Here is a 16,283-nt window from a genome sequence, read left to right on the forward strand (position 1 = left end):
ACTTGCGTCACGATTCAAGAGGGCATGCCGGCAACGGCAGGCCCAGCAGGGAGAGCGGGCCTGCGCTCCGGCGCCTCGCCTTCTCCGGTACCCGCCCAATGAACCGTCCCGCACTCTCGCACGCAATTCCCACCAACCGGGCTGCAACCGGTCCTGTCCAGCAAGCCGGCACCGTTGCGTCGCTGAAGGCGTTCTCGCTGTACGCCATGCCAGGTTCGGAAACCGCCACCAGCCTTGCCGCACGACGCGCGCTGATGAGCCGGAAGGGGGTGTCCGTGGAGGAGATCAGCGGGCGGGCGCTGGAGCGCCGGCGCATGGCCAGCCAGATCCAGCGATTCGATCGCCGCGCCAGGCTGCTGGCCTTGTTGCTGCCCGCCGCCGCAGCACTGGCATGGTTGGGCAGCACCCAGAGCTCCATCAACATGCTGCTGTCCGGCTACGCGCTGCTCGCGCTGGCGGCGGTGGCGCTGCTGGCGCGGCTCACACGCACGCCGGACGCCGCGCGCCTCCCACTGGAGCAGTACTACCTGCCGGACGAGCAGTTGGCCAGCGCGGAAGACATCACCTTCCTGCGGCGACTGGCACAGCAGGATTCCGAGCTCGACGCCGTCACCACGGCGTGGTGGCGCAGTTCCGCGCCGATCCGCAAGGGCGACATCCGGCTGGCGCTGGATTTCCATCGCGCCAAGCGCGGCTGATCACGGTCGCAGGAACGGCAGCACCCACGCGGCGACCGCCGCCGGGTCTTCCATGTGCAGGTGATGCGTGCCGGCCAGAACGTGAAGCCGGCCATCGGGCAGCAGCGCGGCACGTTGTGTCCGCAAGGGTTCCGGGAAATAGGCTTGCGGCGGATCCGCATAGACCACCGTGGTGGGGCACGCGATGCCGGCAACGAGGCGCGCCAGCTGCGCCTCGGAGAGTCGCTGCGGCGTGGGCAGCGTCAGGCGAGGATCGCTGCTCCAGACGAAGCCGCCCTCCACGGGCCGGACGCCGCGCTCGACCAGCAGGCGCGCCGCCGGTTCGCTCAACTGGTTCGCCTGCATGCGCGCCCGCACCGGTGCAGCCAGGTCGGTGAACACACGCAGCTGCTTGCCCGGCAGCGCGCGTGCCGCGGCAATGGCTTCGCGCCACCGGTCTGCCGTGCGCTCGACGGTTTCGGCCAGCCCGCCCAGGGCTTCGATCACCACCAGGCGGCGAACACGATCAGGAACGGACGCGGCCACCAGGCTCGCGATGCCGGCACCCATCGAGTGACCGAGCAGCGAGAACGTCTCCCACCCCAGCGCGTCCGCGATGTCGAGCACGGCATTGACCGCCACGCCACTGGTGTACTCCGCTCCCGGCGCCAGATGCGCACTGCGGCCGTGGCCCGGCAGGTCGGGCGCCGCCAGCTGCACGCCGGGCAGGTGGGCGGCCAACGGAATGAAGCTCGCCGCATTGTCCAGCCAGCCATGCAGGGCGAGCACGCGCGGACCATCACCGTCGCCACGGAGTCCCGTGATCCGGCCCAACGGAATATCGACCTCGAACTCGCGCAACATCATGCGGCGGTGCCGACGGCGCGCTGCGCCAGTGCCGCCAGTGCATCGGCATGGCGGGGATCGTCGTTCAGGCACGGCAGGTAGCGCAGCTCGCCACCGGCATGCGCGAACTCCTCGGCGAAGCCGATCCCCACCTCCTCCAGCGTTTCCAGGCAGTCCACCGCAAAGCCGGGGCACACCACGTCCACCCTGCGCACACCGCGCGCGGCCAGTTCGCGCAAGGTCACGTCGGTGGCGGGTTCCAGCCAGCGTTCCTTGCCGAAGCGGGACTGGTAGGTCAGTGTCCATTCGTCATCGCGCAGCCCCAGCGCCTGCACGATGGCGCGCGTGCTCGCCTCGCAGCGTTGCGGATACGGATCGCCGTTGCGGGCCAGGCGCTGCGGCAGTCCGTGATAGGAGAACAGCAGGTGTTCACCGGCACCGTTCGCCAGCCGCCACTGCCGGATCGATGCCGCCACGGCCGCCAGCCAGCCCGGATCGACCGAGTAGTCCTCGATGAAGTGCACCTCCAACCCCACGGCTTCCCGGGCGACCACATCGCGCACGGATTCGGTGGTGGTGGTGGAGTACTGCGGATACAGCGGCAACACCACGACGCGCCGCACCCCGGCGGCGCGCATCGCTTCCAGGCGCGCACCCACGGACGGTTGCCCGTAACGCATCGCATCGACGACACGCCAGCCCGGGAGCCGCGCCTGCACCGCGTCGGCCAATCGCCGGGTATACACCGCCAGCGGCGAACCCTCCGGCATCCAGATGCTCGCGTACTTGGCCGCGGCCTTGGGACCGCGTAGCGGCAGGATCAGGAAATGCAGCAGTGGGCACCACAGCCAGCGGGTCAGCTGGACCACGCGGTGGTCGTGCAGGAACTCGGACAGGTAACGGCGCACAGCGGGCGCCGTCGGCGCTTCCGGGGTACCCAGGTTGACGGCGAGCAGGGCGGTGGGAGGTGTGTCAGGCATCCCGTTATTGTGGCAGAGCCGTGCGTGCGCACCGATTCGAAAATTCCATCACGCCGATCCATGTCGCGAACCTCCGCCACCACTGCCCAGCGTCAGTGGCGATTCATCCATTCACGCCTATTTTCAAGCAATTGCAGTAACTTGCTGCCAATCCACTTACGGAGCCACCCATGAACCGCACGTCCCGCCGCCTGCTGCCGCCCACCGCCCTCGCGCTCGCCGCCGCCCTGTTCGCCGGGCAGGCCATCGCAGGTCCGAAAGAGGATGAGCGCGCGAACAACGCGGTGCGCGTGCTCAACGAGATCCAGCGCATTCCGGAGAACGGCATCCCCGACAAGCTGCTGGACGAAGGCAAGGCGATCATCGTCATTCCCGACACGCTCAAGGCGGGACTGGTGATCGGCGGTCGCCGCGGACACGGCCTGATGTCGGTGAAGAACCCCGATGGCAGCTGGTCGCAGCCGGTCTTCATCAAGCTCACCGGCGGCAGCATCGGCTTTCAGGCCGGCGTGCAATCCTCGGACGTGGTGCTGGTGTTCCGCAATGACCGCTCGCTGGACTCCATCGTCAACGGCAAGTTCACCCTCGGTGCCGACGCCGGCGTGGCCGCAGGCCCGGTCGGCCGCAATGCCAGTGCCGCCACCGATGGCCAGCTGAAGGCCGAAATCTGGTCGTGGTCGCGCGCGCGCGGCCTGTTCGCCGGCGTGGCGCTGGATGGCGCCGTGCTGCAGATCGACGACGACGCCAACACCTCTGTCTACGGCAGCGCCGCGACACCGCGCGCGATCTTCGAGAGCCGTGCCGGCCAGCCTTCCAGCGCCGTGGTCGGTTTCCGCGACCAGCTGGAAGAGGTCACCGAACTCGCCCGGGGCAATCGCGGCACCACGGGGGCCACGGCGCAGGTGGCTGCGCATGCGCCCGCACCGGTCACCGCGCCGGTCGTGGTGGAGGCTCCTGCGCAGACACAGGGATTCGAGCCGGTGCAGGACGGCGAAGTACGCACCGAACCGCTGGACGGCACCCCGTAACGGAAGTAATGGGCGGTGGATCGCCATCCCGGTGGTCCGCCTGCGCTATCCTGAGCACCCCGACTTTTCCAGCGAGTACACACCATGGGCGGTTTGAGCATCTGGCATTGGATCATCGTGCTGGTGGTCGTGTTGCTCGTCTTCGGGACCAAGCGCCTGCGCAACGCCGGCCAGGACCTGGGCGAGGCGGTCAAGGGCTTCAAGAAGGGCATGAAGGACGACGACAAGCCGGCCGGCCAGTTGAACGACCAGTCGCGCACCGACGAGTCCAGCGCCGCCAAAGAGCGCGACCGCGACGCCAACTGATCGCGCGGCATCGCGGCCGCGGCCATGTTCGACATCGGTTTCAGTGAACTGCTGGTCATCGCCATCGTTGCGTTGATCGTGCTGGGTCCCGAGCGCCTGCCCAAGGCGGCGCGCTTCGCTGGCCTGTGGGTGCGCCGCGCGCGGGCGCAGTGGTACTCGGTGAAGGACGAGCTGGAACGCGAACTCGCCGCCGACGAACTGAAGCGCAACCTGCAGGACGCCAAGGACGCGATGCGCGAAACCGAACAACGCATCCGCGACAGCGCCCGGGAAACCGAGCAGCAGTTCGAGGAAGTGCGCCAGGCCGCACGCGACGACGCCAAGGCCTTGCACAATGACGTCGCGTCGGCGATCACGCCGCCCGCGCTGGCAAGGCCGCCCGCGGCGACCGAACAGGCCGACGACGCTGTCGACACGCCCACCGGCGAGGCCACCACCGACGCGCCCGAGACCGGCACCACGGCCGACCTGTTCCCGCCGAAGGAGACGCGATGAACCGCGAATCCTCGAACCAGGAAGCCGAAAGCAGCCTGATGGAGCATCTGCTGGAGCTGCGCACGCGGCTGGTGCGCGGACTGGCGGGTACCGGCGTCATCCTGCTGGCGCTGCTGCCCTTCGTGCGCCAGCTTTACGACCACCTGGCGCAACCGTTGATTTCCCAGCTGCCGGCCGGCCAGGCCGCACAGATGATCGCCAGCGACCCGACCTCGGGCTTCTTCGCGCCGATCAAGCTGGCTTTCTTCACTGCCCTCTTCCTGTCCTCGCCCTGGCTGCTGTACCAGGCGTGGAGCTTCGTCGCCCCGGGGCTGTACAAGCATGAGAAGCGATTGGCGATGCCGCTGCTGGCGTCGGCCATCGTGCTGTTCTATGCCGGCTGCGCGTTCGCGTATTTCCTGGTGCTTCCCAGCGTGTTCCACGCACTGACGGTGTTCACGCCGGACATCGTGACGCTGGCGCCGGACCCGGCGAAGTACCTGGACTTCGTGATGGTGATCTTCCTGGCCTTCGGCGTCAGCTTCGAGTTGCCGGTGGCGCTGGTGATCATGGTGCTGCTGGGCTGGGTGACGCCGCAGCAGCTGCGCGAAGGCCGTGGCTACGCCATCGTCGGCGTGTTCGTCATCGCCGCGCTGATCACACCGCCCGACGTGGTCTCGCAGCTGATGCTCGCCATCCCGATGTGCCTGCTGTACGAACTGGGCATCGTCGCGGCGAGCTGGTTGAAGCCGCGCCCCGATAGCGCTTGAGCCGTCGCGGCAGCAAGCGCGCCGCAGCGCGCCCGCGATGGAGAACCATCGCGCTTTAGTCACCCGATCGCCTCGTAGGGCGGGCCCTGGCCCGCCGCATGGCGATGTCGAAGCTCAGACTTCGATCCGCGTCGATGCCGGTGAAGACCCGTGTGTCGACGCAGGCGTATCACCATCCAGCATCTGACGCCACGCAGCGTATGCAGCACCTGCAATGATGGGCATCAGGCTGCTCATCATTGCGGCGTTGATCAGCAGTACGGCAATCACCGGGCCCAGCACAAGCTGGATGAACACGCCGACCATGTTGAGCGCCAGATTCAGCACGAACATCAGGATCGTCAGCAGCACCGAGAAGACCACCAGTGCGGGGAAGTTGCGCAGGTTTACGGACAGGCTGCTGCGCAGGGCGGCCATACCGCCGCGATCACGGAAGACGACCTCGGCCATGGCGACCATCACCAGGAGGATCACCACCGGCGTAATCACTACCGCAGTCGCCACCCACAACATGATCCTCAGAACCGGCAGCGTGGAAATCAGCGCAGTCACCTGCTGCGGATCCGGCTGCGCGCCGCTCGCGCTGAGCTCTCGCAGCTTGAGCATCACTTCATTGGTCTGCTGAGCGCCCTCGGGGCCGATCAATGCAATCAGCAGCAGGCCACACAACATGGTCACGATCACCGGCACTAGCGACACAATCAGGAGCGGACGCAGATGACGCAAGCCCACCTGCAGATGCTGAAGGCTCGCGACCCGCCCCTCCGCAACCTCCCGCGCCGCCCAAACCACGCCACTGAAGACGATGCAGGGCACGCCCAGCAAAACGAGATTGGCAGCCAGCGACCCCAGGAAAGACAGCGGAAACGGCAGCGCAGACGCAGCCAGCAACCCGATCAGCGCCACTACCACCCCGAATGCAACGACCAGCAGTCCGGACAGGCTGATCGTGATCAGCGGCACCGGCGCCCGCTTCAGCAGCGCGAAGCCCGCCAGCAGCCATTCCGCGCCGGCACTGGCCGGCACCTTGTTGATCGTCGACATCGGGGATCTCTGGGAGAAATGCAGCAGGGGAACTCAGCGCGCGTGCAGGCCACGCGCATGGCGGACGAACCGCCGCAATAGTTTGCGGGCTTGCGGCGCCGCCGTCACGCCACGGGCAATGGTGCCCGGGCAACGGCCTTCGCTGCGCAGGTGGTCGGCGCGGGCGTGCACGTAACCGCGCATGTGGTGGGTGGCGAATTCGGGATGGAACTGCACGCCCCAGGCGCGGTCGCGCCAGCGGAACGCATGGCAATCGTCCTGCTCGGAGCGTGCCAGCACGGTGGCGCCCTCCGGCGGCCGCGCCACGGTCTGCACATGGGTGGCGTGGGCAGTGAACTTCAGCGGCAGCGCGCCGAACAGCGGATCATCCTGCGCCTGCGGATGCAGGTCGATGTGGACCGTGCCGGATTCGCGCCCGGCCGGGTTGTAGGCCACTTCGCCGCCGAGTGCGTGCGCCAGCAGCTGGTGGCCGTAGCAGATGCCCAGCAGCGGCAGGCCTTCATGGGCCGCGTCCCGCAGCCATTCCGCACTGCGTTCGCTCCAGTCGGCGCGGTCGGTGACCATCGCGGCGGAGCCGCTGACGATGACCCCGGCGAAGCCTTCGCGAGGCGGCAATACGTCGCCCCGCTCCACGTTCGCCACCACGGTTTCGTCCGCCTCCAGCCCGGCGGCCACGCGGATCCAGTGCGGGAAGCCGCCATACCGTCGCATCGAGCGCACCGGCTGGCCGGTTTCAACGATGAGGAAAGGGGCTTTCACGGCGGCATCCACGACGGCAAACATCAGCGGGAAAAGGGCTTGCCCGTATACTAGCCCGCTTTTCCGCAGTGCACGATAAGTCGATGACCGGACAGACAATTTCACCGGCAACTTTCCAGGGCCTGACATTCCAGAACCTGATCCAGACGCTGAACCAGTACTGGGCCGACCAGGGCTGCGTGCTGATCCAGCCACTGGACCTGGAAGTGGGCGCCGGCACCTTCCACCCGGCCACCTTCCTGCGTGCGCTTGGGCCGGAGCCGTGGAATGCCGCCTATGTGCAGCCCAGCCGCCGGCCCACCGACGGCCGCTACGGCGAGAACCCCAACCGCCTGCAGCGCTACTACCAGTACCAGGTGGTGATGAAGCCCAACCCCGACAACATCCAGGAGCTTTACCTGGGGTCGCTGAAGGCGCTGGGCATCGATCCGCGCGTGCACGACCTGCGCTTCGTCGAGGACAACTGGGAATCGCCGACCCTCGGCGCCTGGGGCCTGGGTTGGGAAGTCTGGTTGAACGGCATGGAAGTCACCCAGTTCACCTACTTCCAGCAGGCCGGCGGCCTGGAATGCCGCCCGGTGCTGGGCGAGATCACCTACGGGCTGGAACGCCTGTGCATGTACCTGCAGAACTGCGACAACGTCTATGACCTGGTGTGGACGGTCGGCCCGCAGGGCGTGGTGAAGTACGGCGATGTGTACCACCAGAACGAAGTCGAACAGAGCACCTACAACTTCGAGCATGCCGACGTGGCCGAACTCTTCCACCGTTTCGACGCGTGCGAGAAGGAAGCGTTGAAGCTGGTCGAAGTGGGCCTGCCGCTGCCCGCCTACGAGCAGGTCTGCAAGGCCAGCCACAGCTTCAACCTGCTGGATGCGCGCCGCGCGATCTCCGTCACCGAACGCCAGCGCTACATCCTGCGCGTGCGCAAGCTGGCGCAGGCGGTGGCCGAGGCGTATTACGCGCAGCGGGAGAAGCTGGGGTTTCCGGGATTGAAGAGAGAAACCGAATAAAGCCCCTCTCCCCTCGGGAGAGGGGTTGGGGAGAGGGGCGATGGAGTCCCGATGGTTTGACCGTCATGACTCCGCTCGCCCCTCATCCGCCCTTCGGGCACCTTCTCCCGAGGGGAGAAGGGAAACGCACCACAAGGCTTGACGACATGAGCGAACAAAAATCCCTGCTGGTCGAACTCGGCACCGAAGAGCTGCCGGTCAAGGCATTGCCCGGCCTGGCGCAGGCCTTCTTCGATGGCGTGATCGCGGCGCTGGAGAAGCGTGGCATCGGCTTCGAGCGCGGCGATGCGAAGCCGCTGTATACGCCGCGCCGCCTGGCCGTGCTGTTGCCTGCCGTGGATGTGGAGCAGCCGGAGCAGAAGTCGGAAGTGCTGGGCCCCTACCTCAACATCGCGCTGGACGCGAACGGTGCGCCGACCAAGGCGCTGGAAGGGTTCGCCGCCAAGGCCGGCATCGACTGGACCGCGCTGGAGCGCACCACCGGTGGCAAGGGCGAGCGTTTCGTCCACCGCGCGGTGAAGCCCGGCGCGAAGACCGCCGACCTGCTGGCCGACATCGTGCGCGAGGCGCTGGCCGGCATGCCGATCCCCAAGCCGATGCGCTGGGGCGACCACGACTACGCGTTCGCACGGCCGGTGCACTGGCTGGTGCTGCTGCTGGGCAAGGACGTGGTGGAAGCCGATGTGCTGGGCGTGAAATCCGACCGCATGAGCCGTGGCCATCGCTTCGAACATGACAAGCCGGTGTGGATCGGCAACCCCGGCGACTACGTCGACGCGCTGCGCGGCGCGCGCGTACTGGTCGATGCCGATGCCCGTCGTGCACGCATCGTCGATGAAGTGCAGAAGGCCGCCGCCAAGGCCGGCGGCAGCGCGCGCATCACCGACGACAACCTGGAACAGGTCGTCTGCCTGACCGAGTGGCCGGCGGCGGTGCTTTGCAGTTTCGAATCCGCGTTCCTGGCCGTGCCGCAGGAAGCGCTGATCGAGACGATGGAGATCAACCAGAAGTTCTTCCCGGTGCTGAGCGACGGCGGCAAGCTGACCGAGCATTTCATCGGCATCGTCAACATCGAATCGCAGAACGTCGACGAAGTACGCAAGGGCTACGAGCGCGTGATCCGTCCTCGCTTCAGCGATGCGAAGTTCTTCTTCGATGAAGACCTGAAGCAGGGTCTGGCGTCGATGGGCGATGGCCTGAAGACCGTCACCTACCAGGCCAAGCTGGGCAGCGTCGCCGACAAGGTCGCGCGCGTCGCGGCGCTGGCGGAAACCATTGCCTCGCAGGTCGGCGCCGATCCGGCACAGGCTCGCCGCGCCGCGGAACTGGCGAAGAACGACCTGCAGTCGCGCATGGTCAACGAGTTTCCGGAACTGCAGGGCATCGCGGGTCGTCACTACGCCCTCGCCGCCGGCGAGCCGAAGGAAATCGCACTGGCCATCGACGAGGCCTACCAGCCCCGCTTCGCCGGCGACGACATCGCACTGTCGCCGCTGGGCAAGGTGCTGGCGATTGCGGAACGGTTGGATACGTTGGCCGGTGGGTTTGCAGCTGGGTTGAAGCCAACCGGCAACAAGGATCCGTTTGCGTTGCGGCGGAATGCGCTGGGATTGGCGCGGACGGTGATCGAGAGTGCATTTGATCTCGACATGAAGAAAATGATCTACAAGGCGGTAGAGCGGCTGCCAGAGAATGTGCAGCCCCATGCCGATCGCAACACCGAAACAATGGGGCTGGACCTTTTCGACTTCATAATTGACCGACTGCGTGGCTATTACGCTGACAAGGGTGTGCCGGCCAATCATTTCAATGCAGTTTCGGCCTTGTATGGTGTCGGGGCTGAAGCCCCTCCTACAGGGCAGGGCATGGATGTAGGAGGGGCTTCAGCCCCGACCGCACGCTTGCCGGGCTCACTGTACGACTTCGACCGCCGCATCGACGCCATCGGCACGTTCGCGGCGCTGCCGGAAGCCGACGCGCTGGCCGCGGCGAACAAGCGCATCGGCAACATCCTGAAGAAGGCCGACATCGCCATCCCGCACGCGATCGACCGCGCGCTGCTGACTGATCCCGCGGAGAGCGCGCTTGCCGAAGCCGTGGAAGCCGTGATCGGTGAGACCGACGAGGCGCTGCACCACCACGACTACGTCACCGTGCTCAACCACCTCGCCCGCCTGCGCCCGCAGGTGGACGCGTTTTTCGACAGCGTGATGGTGAATGCGGACGACCCGGCCGTGCGCGCCAACCGCCTTGCGCTGCTGAAGCGCCTGGCCGACCGCTTCCGTGCGGTTGCGGCGATCGAGCATCTGTCGGGCTGAGATGTGTTCCCTTCTCCCTGCGTGCGGAGAGAAGGTGTCCGGAGAGCCTGCCCCGTACTCGATACGGGGGCGGATGAGAGGCGAGCGCGGTCGTACTTCAGGCGCCGACGCACCCCGTCTCCGTTCGCCCCTCACCCGCCTTCGGCACCCTCTCCCCGCTGCGCAGGGAGAGGGGATATTCCGCGCGGTCGCGGCGATCGAGCATCTGTCGAATTGACGTCCTCGCCATCCACCCCCTCCCTGCTTGGGGGGAGGCCTGGGGTGGGGGCAAGCGCGATGCGCGGATCGCTTTCGTGAGCATCGCTCGCGTCATGTCTCCCTCGCACATCCCGACCTTCCCCCGCATGCGGGGAAAGAGCGCATCGCCGCGATCGAATGTTTCCGTGAACGATGCGCTGCGTGATCACGCCACTCCTTCACCGCGCTTAACCCGCACCGGGTATCCTCCCCGCATGCGTCGATTCGCCCGCCTCGCCACCGCCGTCGTCCTGTTCGCCGCCATGGGCAATGCCGGTGCCGCGGCCATCGTCGACAAGGTGCGGATCGAGGGGCTCGACAACGAACTGATGATCGAAAACGTCAACACCGCGCTGTCGCTCAACGACTCGCTCGGCAAGCGGCTGGGCGAGTCGCGTCTGGAATACCTGCTGGGTGAAGCCGTCGCCGAAACGCGCGAAGCGCTGGAGCCCTTCGGCTACTACTCGCCCACCATCACCGTGGATGCCCCGCGCACCGAAGGCGCCAACGACGAGCGACTCACCATCACCCTGCGGGTAACCCTCGGCGAACCCGTCCGCGTGCGCGGTCGCGACCTGTCCATCGAGGGCGAGGGCGGCGACGACCGCTACCTGAAGGAAGACCTGGACGCGTTCGCGCCGAACGTCGGCGAGGTCTTCGACCACACGACCTACGAAGCCAGCAAGCTGACCATCGTGCGGCGCCTGGCGGATCGCGGCTACTTCGATGCCGACTTCACCCACCGGCGGGTGGAAGTCACGCGCGCCGAGCACGCCGCCGACATCGCGCTGGGCTGGGTCAGCGGCATCCGCTACGACATGGGCCCGACCACCTTCCACCAGGACAAGTTCGACCAGGGGTTGCTGGACAAGCTGGTGTACTGGGAAGAAGGCAGCTATTTCCACCAGGGCAAACTGGATCGCCTGCGCGAATCGCTGGTCGGCCTGGACTATTTTTCCAGCATCGACATCCAGGCCAATCCGGACAAGGCCGAGGATGGCCGCGTACCGGTGGACGTGAACCTGGAGCTGGCCAAGCGCGACATCTACACCGCCGGCGTCAGCTACGGCACCGAGAGCGGCCCCGGTATCCGGCTGGGCCTGGACCGTCGTTACGTGAATTCGCGCGGCCACAAATTGTCCACGCACCTGGATTACGCACAGAAGCGCAAGACGCTGCTGACGCAGTACCGCATTCCCGCCTTCAAGTGGCTGGACGGCTGGTACACCGTCGGCGTGCAGGCCAGCGACGAGCAGACCGACTACATCGACCTGCGCCATGTCGAGTTCACCGGCAGCCGCAGCGGCCAGGTCAGCGAGGACTGGACGGCGGTGGCGTCGATCCACGCGCTGCGCGAGCGCTGGCGCTATGTCGAAGACGACCCGGTCACCGGCCTGCCGGACACCACCGTGCAGTACGCCACCTTCACCTACCCGTCGCTGCGCGCGGACTACACCAACTCGCCGGTCGGCTCGAACCGCCCCGACCAGCTGGCCGGGTCCATCCTGCTGCGCGGCGGCGTGGAAGGCGCGGGCTCTGACGCCAACTTCCTGCAGTTCCACATGCGCGCGCGCTGGTCGCAGCACTACAAGACCAACAGCGCGCTGATCGTGCGCGGCGAGTACGGCCACACCTTCACCAGCTCGCTCGTCGCCATGCCCCCGTCGCTGCGTTTCTTCGCGGGCGGTGACCGCAGCATCCGCGGTTATGCCTGGCGCGAAGTCGGTCCGCGCCGCGGCGACTACGCGCTGGGGGCGAAGAACGTGCTCACCAGCAGCGTGGAGTACGAGTTCTATCCGAAGGGCGGCCCGTACGGTGGCGCAGTATTCGTGGACACCGGCAGCGCCTTCGACGGCACCCGTCCCGACCTGAGCACCGGCATCGGCGTGGGCCTGCGCTGGCGTTCGCCGGTGGGGCCGGTGCGGCTGGACCTGGCGCACGGCCTGAATGACCCGGATTCCAGCTTCCAGATCTACCTCAACATCGGGACGGATCTGTGAGGAAGAAGCCGCTGCCCGACGACCTGACCCCGGAAGAGCGGGAAGCCCGCATCGCCGAACTGCGCGCGCGTCGCAAGGCGCGCCTGCGCACGCTGGCGATCCGCAGCGCGATCGGCACCGGTGTGCTGGTGCTGCTGCTGTGCATCGGCCTGTACTGGCTGCTGCAGACCGTCGCCGGCCGCGATGTGCTGCTGGCGCAGATCCAGGCACGGCTGCCGGCCGATGCATCGCTGACCTACAAGGAAGTCGACGGCCCGATTGCCGGTCCGCTGACGCTGCGCGGCGTGGATTTCCGCTGGGACACGATCCGCTTCACCGCCGACGAGGTCTATCTGGAGCCGGACCTGCGCCCGCTGCTCGGCAAGCGCCTGCGACTCGACGCGCTGAAGCTGCGCGGCGCCATGCTCGACATACCGGAAAGCGATGAACCGTTCGAACTGCCGCACTGGCCCGATCTGTTGCCGCAGATCGAAATGCCACTGGCGATCCAGGCCGACCGGCTGGAGATCGACCGCTTCCTGGTCCGCCAGAGCGGCCAGCCGATCATCGACATCGCACGCGCCACCGGCGGCATCGATATCGGCGACGGCTACGTGCATGCGGAGAAGCTGGCCATCGCGAGCGATCGCGGCACCTTCGGCGTGCACGGCCGCTATGAACCCCGCGATGGCTACGAAACCGACCTGACCGCCACCGGCGTGTTCCCGGCCGCTGCCGGGCGCACCCCTGCCCGCATCGGGCTGGTCGCGCGCGGCAATCGCGCCCGCATGAACGTGGGCATGTCCGGTGCTGCGCCCGCGCCGGTGCGCGCCACGCTCACGCTGCGCGGGGAAACGAAACCGACATGGAACTTCGCCGCGAAGACCGAAGCGCTGGATCTGTCGCTGCTGGGCGTGATGGACGACAGCACGCCCGTCTCCTTCGACCTGATGGCCAAGGGCGCGGGTGGTGCCGCCGACCTGCAGGGCACGGTGCAACAGGGCGACATCGCCGTGGTGATCGAACCTTCGCATGCGCGCATCGACGGCGAAGTGCTGACCGTGGAGCCGCTGGCGATCCGCGCGTTCGACGGCTATGCCGCGCTGCGTGGCCGCGCGGACTTCACCGTGCCGGAGAACCCCACCTTCCGCTTCGCGGTGAACGCACGCGGCCTGCGCTGGGGCACGGAAGCGGACAGCATGATCGGCGCCGAGGGCGATTTCGGCGTGGCCGGCAAGCTGGAGGCCTGGGCCGCCATCGGCAAGGCCACGCTGACGCGCGGCGACGACAGCGCGGTGGTCGAGTTCGATGGCCGTGGCAATGCCGAACGCGTGCAGTTGGAGAAGCTGCAGGCACGCATGCCCACCGGCACGCTGGACGCCACCGGCATGGTGGGCTGGTCCCCCGTGCTGGACTGGGACGTGAAAGCGACACTGGCCGGTTTCGATCCCGGTTACTTCGCGACGGGCTGGAACGGCACCATCTCGGGCGATCTCGCCTCGAAGGGACGCCAGCGCGAGGATGGGTTGTTCCAGGGCACGCTGGACGTGCCGAAGCTCGCCGGCCGCCTGCGCGACCGTCCGCTCGACGCACGCGGCACGTTCGCGCTGGACGGCAACAACGGTGAAGGCGATCTTGCGCTGTCACTGGGCGGCAGCCGGGTCATCGCCAAGGGCAAGGTCGGCGACACGCTGGACGTGGACGCCACTTTCAGCCCGCTCAACCTGGCCGACCTGCTGCCCGGCGCCAGCGGCACGCTGGCGGGCACGATCAATCTCACCGGTGCACGCATGGCGCCCGACATCAACGCCGATCTCGGCGGCGAGAACCTGCGCTGGAACGACTGGAGCGCCGGTGCGCTCAGCCTGCGTGGCCGACTGCCCTGGCGCAGCGGCAACGGCGACCTGGCACTGCAGGGCCGCGCCGTGGAGGCCGGCACCGTGCTGGACAGCGTCAACCTCACTGCGCGCGGGGCGGTGGAAGACCTGCGCTTCGAGGGCGATGCCCGCAATGCGATGGGCGCGGTCGCACTGTCCGGTTCGGCGCAGCGGCGCGGCGCCAACTGGCAGGGCACGCTCGACGCGCTGCGCATCGCGCCGTCGAAGGGCAATCCGTGGACGTTGCGGCAGCCGGCGCGATTCGCGCAGAGCGGCGCCAACTGGACGCTGTCGGAGAGCTGCCTGGCCTCGGACATCGGCGGTGCCCTGTGCGCCAGCGCCAACTGGCCGCGGCAGGGACTGCAGGTACGCGGCGATGCGTTGACGCTGGCGCTGGTGCAGCCGTGGCTGCCGCCCAGCAACGGCCGCCCGCTGACGCTGCGCGGCGAGTTCACCCTCGACGCGACGCTGCGCCCCGCCGGCAATGCATGGCAGGGCGAAGTGCATCTGGCTTCGCTGGATGGCGGCCTGAAGATGGGCACCACCGCGCGTGGCGAGATCATCCGTTACGACAACTTCACCCTCGACGTGGACTTCACGCCGCAGCGCATCCAGGGACGCCTCGGCACCGGCTTCAAGGGCGATGGCTATGTCGACGCCACGTTCAACACCGGCTGGGATGCGTTCGCGCCGCTGAAGGGCGACCTCTACTTCCACAACTCGCGGCTGTTCTGGATGGAACTGTTCTCGCCGGACCTGGTGCGCCCGCGCGGCAAGCTGGCCGGACACATCGGTGTCGCCGGCACACGCGGCCAGCCGCTGCTGAGTGGCGAAGCCACGCTGACGGAATTCACCGGCGAACTGCCCGCATTGGGCGTATCGCTGGCCGACGGTGGTGCCGAACTGGTCGCCCTTTCCGACGGCAGCGCGCGCATCGACGGCAGCATGAAGACGGTGTCGTCCACCGGCGGCACCGGGACCGGCGGCGTCCTCAACGTGGCCGGCACGCTGGGCTGGAACAACGACACCACGCCGCTGCAGTTCCAGGTGCGCGGCGACAACGTCCTGGTCGCCGACACGACCGACCTGCGCGCCGTCGCGTCGCCGAACATCCAGGTGGGCTTCGCCGACAACACCATCCAGGTGCGCGGTGAAGTCGGCATCCCCTCGGCGACCATCGATGTGGAGAAACTGGACGATGGCGTGTCCGCCTCGGAAGACGTGGTGGTGCTGGATCCCGCCGATCCCGAACGTGCGCCGAGTTCGCGACTGGACCTGGACCTCGCACTCAAGGTAGGCGACGAGGTCAACCTGAAGGGCTATGGCCTGGAAGGCACGCTGGCCGGCACCCTGCACGTGCGCTCGCAGCCCGGCCGCGAAATGCTGGGCACCGGTCGCCTGGACGTGGACGGCCGTTATGAAGCCTACGGGCAGAAACTGCGCATCACCCGCGGCGAACTGACCTGGAGCAACAACGCGATCTCCGATCCGCGCATCAACATCCGCGCCGAACGCGAAGTGGCCAGTGCCAGCGTCACCGCCGGCATCGACGTCACCGGCCGAGCCAGCCAGCCGCGCGCACGCGTGTGGTCGAACCCGTCGTTGTCCGAATCCGAAGCGCTGGCGTACCTGGTGCTGGGCCGTTCGCTCAACACCGCCAGCAGCGACGAAAGCCGGCAGATCAACGCTGCTTCGTCCGCACTCGGCGCGGGTGCGGGCCTGCTGGCATCGCAGCTCGGCGCGAAGATCGGCCTGGACGATGCCGGCGTGCTGGAGTCGCGCACGCTCGGTGGCTCCGTGTTCGGCGTGGGGAAATACCTGTCGCCCAAACTGTACGTGAGCTACGGCGTATCGATGGTCGGTTCCGGCTCGGCCGTGACCCTGAAGTACCTGCTGCGCAAGGGCTTCGACGTGGAGATCGAATCCAGCACCATCGAGACCCGCGGCTCGATCAACTGGCGCAAGGAGAAGTAGG

The 16,283-nt window shown here is 67.5% G+C and carries 13 protein-coding genes; 9 read left to right on the forward strand and 4 right to left on the reverse strand.

Annotated elements, in window-relative coordinates; all coding sequences use genetic code 11:
- Positions 1 to 98: 98 nt before the first annotated feature.
- Entirely contained in the window at positions 99 to 698 is a 600-nt protein-coding gene (locus tag OY559_RS19215) for a hypothetical protein (RefSeq protein ID WP_277727894.1), read from the forward strand.
- Here the strand turns inward: OY559_RS19215 and OY559_RS19220 are convergent, their stop codons facing one another.
- Positions 699 to 1,544, reverse strand: coding sequence for an alpha/beta fold hydrolase (locus OY559_RS19220; protein ID WP_277727895.1), 846 nt, complete (start codon positions 1,542 to 1,544; stop codon positions 699 to 701).
- The gene (hemH, locus tag OY559_RS19225) at positions 1,541 to 2,503 is read right to left on the reverse strand and encodes a ferrochelatase (RefSeq protein ID WP_277727896.1); all 963 of its coding nucleotides are present in this window, start codon (positions 2,501 to 2,503) and stop codon (positions 1,541 to 1,543) included. The genes OY559_RS19220 and hemH overlap by 4 nt, the downstream gene beginning before the upstream one ends.
- Positions 2,504 to 2,673: 170 nt before the next feature.
- Here hemH and OY559_RS19230 point away from each other — a divergent pair, with 170 nt between their 5' ends.
- The 4 genes from OY559_RS19230 to tatC all read left to right on the forward strand — a co-directional run bounded on the left by OY559_RS19230 (position 2,674) and on the right by tatC (position 5,081).
- The gene (locus OY559_RS19230; RefSeq protein ID WP_277727897.1) at positions 2,674 to 3,531 is read left to right on the forward strand and encodes a lipid-binding SYLF domain-containing protein; all 858 of its coding nucleotides are present in this window, start codon (positions 2,674 to 2,676) and stop codon (positions 3,529 to 3,531) included.
- 84 nt (positions 3,532 to 3,615) lie between these two features.
- On the forward strand, positions 3,616 to 3,837 hold the full coding sequence (tatA, locus tag OY559_RS19235; RefSeq protein WP_062353690.1) for a Sec-independent protein translocase subunit TatA: 222 nt from the start codon (positions 3,616 to 3,618) through the stop codon (positions 3,835 to 3,837).
- A 24-nt stretch (positions 3,838 to 3,861) separates the two neighbouring features.
- The gene (gene tatB, locus OY559_RS19240) at positions 3,862 to 4,332 is read left to right on the forward strand and encodes a Sec-independent protein translocase protein TatB (protein ID WP_277727898.1); all 471 of its coding nucleotides are present in this window, start codon (positions 3,862 to 3,864) and stop codon (positions 4,330 to 4,332) included.
- The gene (tatC, locus tag OY559_RS19245) at positions 4,329 to 5,081 is read left to right on the forward strand and encodes a twin-arginine translocase subunit TatC (protein ID WP_277727899.1); all 753 of its coding nucleotides are present in this window, start codon (positions 4,329 to 4,331) and stop codon (positions 5,079 to 5,081) included. Before tatB ends, tatC begins: the two co-directional genes overlap by 4 nt.
- Before the next feature lie 114 nt (positions 5,082 to 5,195).
- Here the strand turns inward: tatC and OY559_RS19250 are convergent, their stop codons facing one another.
- Together OY559_RS19250 and OY559_RS19255 are read right to left on the reverse strand one after the other, a co-directional pair.
- The gene (locus OY559_RS19250; protein ID WP_277727900.1) at positions 5,196 to 6,125 is read right to left on the reverse strand and encodes a hypothetical protein; all 930 of its coding nucleotides are present in this window, start codon (positions 6,123 to 6,125) and stop codon (positions 5,196 to 5,198) included.
- A 33-nt stretch (positions 6,126 to 6,158) separates the two neighbouring features.
- Positions 6,159 to 6,836: a glutamine amidotransferase gene (locus OY559_RS19255; protein WP_277730066.1), complete on the reverse strand. Its 678-nt coding sequence runs from the start codon at positions 6,834 to 6,836 to the stop codon at positions 6,159 to 6,161.
- Between the two features lie 131 nt (positions 6,837 to 6,967).
- On the opposite strand from OY559_RS19255, the gene glyQ reads away from it, so the two are divergent.
- From glyQ to OY559_RS19275, 4 genes are all read left to right on the forward strand, one after another.
- Positions 6,968 to 7,897: a glycine--tRNA ligase subunit alpha gene (gene glyQ, locus OY559_RS19260; RefSeq protein ID WP_277727901.1), complete on the forward strand. Its 930-nt coding sequence runs from the start codon at positions 6,968 to 6,970 to the stop codon at positions 7,895 to 7,897.
- A 146-nt stretch (positions 7,898 to 8,043) separates the two neighbouring features.
- Entirely contained in the window at positions 8,044 to 10,215 is a 2,172-nt protein-coding gene (gene glyS / locus OY559_RS19265) for a glycine--tRNA ligase subunit beta (RefSeq protein ID WP_277727902.1), read from the forward strand.
- 452 nt (positions 10,216 to 10,667) lie between these two features.
- The gene (locus OY559_RS19270; RefSeq protein WP_277727903.1) at positions 10,668 to 12,452 is read left to right on the forward strand and encodes an autotransporter assembly complex protein TamA; all 1,785 of its coding nucleotides are present in this window, start codon (positions 10,668 to 10,670) and stop codon (positions 12,450 to 12,452) included.
- Positions 12,449 to 16,282 (forward strand): translocation/assembly module TamB domain-containing protein, encoded by a 3,834-nt coding sequence (locus OY559_RS19275; protein ID WP_277727904.1) that lies wholly within the window; start codon positions 12,449 to 12,451, stop codon positions 16,280 to 16,282. The genes OY559_RS19270 and OY559_RS19275 overlap by 4 nt, the downstream gene beginning before the upstream one ends.
- The last annotated feature ends 1 nt before the right edge of the window (position 16,283 follow it).

Source organism: Pseudoxanthomonas sp. SE1, from assembly GCF_029542205.1.
In the GTDB taxonomy this organism is placed as follows: domain Bacteria; phylum Pseudomonadota; class Gammaproteobacteria; order Xanthomonadales; family Xanthomonadaceae; genus Pseudoxanthomonas_A.

Excerpts from the sequence above, each read along its gene's own strand:
- OY559_RS19215 (WP_277727894.1), top strand. The coding sequence starts at position 99 with ATGAACCGTCCCGCACTCTCGCACGCAATTCCCACCAACCGGGCTGCA.
- OY559_RS19220 (WP_277727895.1), bottom strand. The coding sequence starts at position 1,544 with ATGATGTTGCGCGAGTTCGAGGTCGATATTCCGTTGGGCCGGATCACG.
- hemH (WP_277727896.1), bottom strand. The coding sequence starts at position 2,503 with ATGCCTGACACACCTCCCACCGCCCTGCTCGCCGTCAACCTGGGTACC.
- OY559_RS19230 (WP_277727897.1), top strand. The coding sequence starts at position 2,674 with ATGAACCGCACGTCCCGCCGCCTGCTGCCGCCCACCGCCCTCGCGCTC.
- tatA (WP_062353690.1), top strand. The coding sequence starts at position 3,616 with ATGGGCGGTTTGAGCATCTGGCATTGGATCATCGTGCTGGTGGTCGTG.
- tatB (WP_277727898.1), top strand. The coding sequence starts at position 3,862 with ATGTTCGACATCGGTTTCAGTGAACTGCTGGTCATCGCCATCGTTGCG.
- tatC (WP_277727899.1), top strand. The coding sequence starts at position 4,329 with ATGAACCGCGAATCCTCGAACCAGGAAGCCGAAAGCAGCCTGATGGAG.
- OY559_RS19250 (WP_277727900.1), bottom strand. The coding sequence starts at position 6,125 with ATGTCGACGATCAACAAGGTGCCGGCCAGTGCCGGCGCGGAATGGCTG.
- OY559_RS19255 (WP_277730066.1), bottom strand. The coding sequence starts at position 6,836 with ATGCGACGGTATGGCGGCTTCCCGCACTGGATCCGCGTGGCCGCCGGG.
- glyQ (WP_277727901.1), top strand. The coding sequence starts at position 6,968 with ATGACCGGACAGACAATTTCACCGGCAACTTTCCAGGGCCTGACATTC.
- glyS (WP_277727902.1), top strand. The coding sequence starts at position 8,044 with ATGAGCGAACAAAAATCCCTGCTGGTCGAACTCGGCACCGAAGAGCTG.
- OY559_RS19270 (WP_277727903.1), top strand. The coding sequence starts at position 10,668 with ATGCGTCGATTCGCCCGCCTCGCCACCGCCGTCGTCCTGTTCGCCGCC.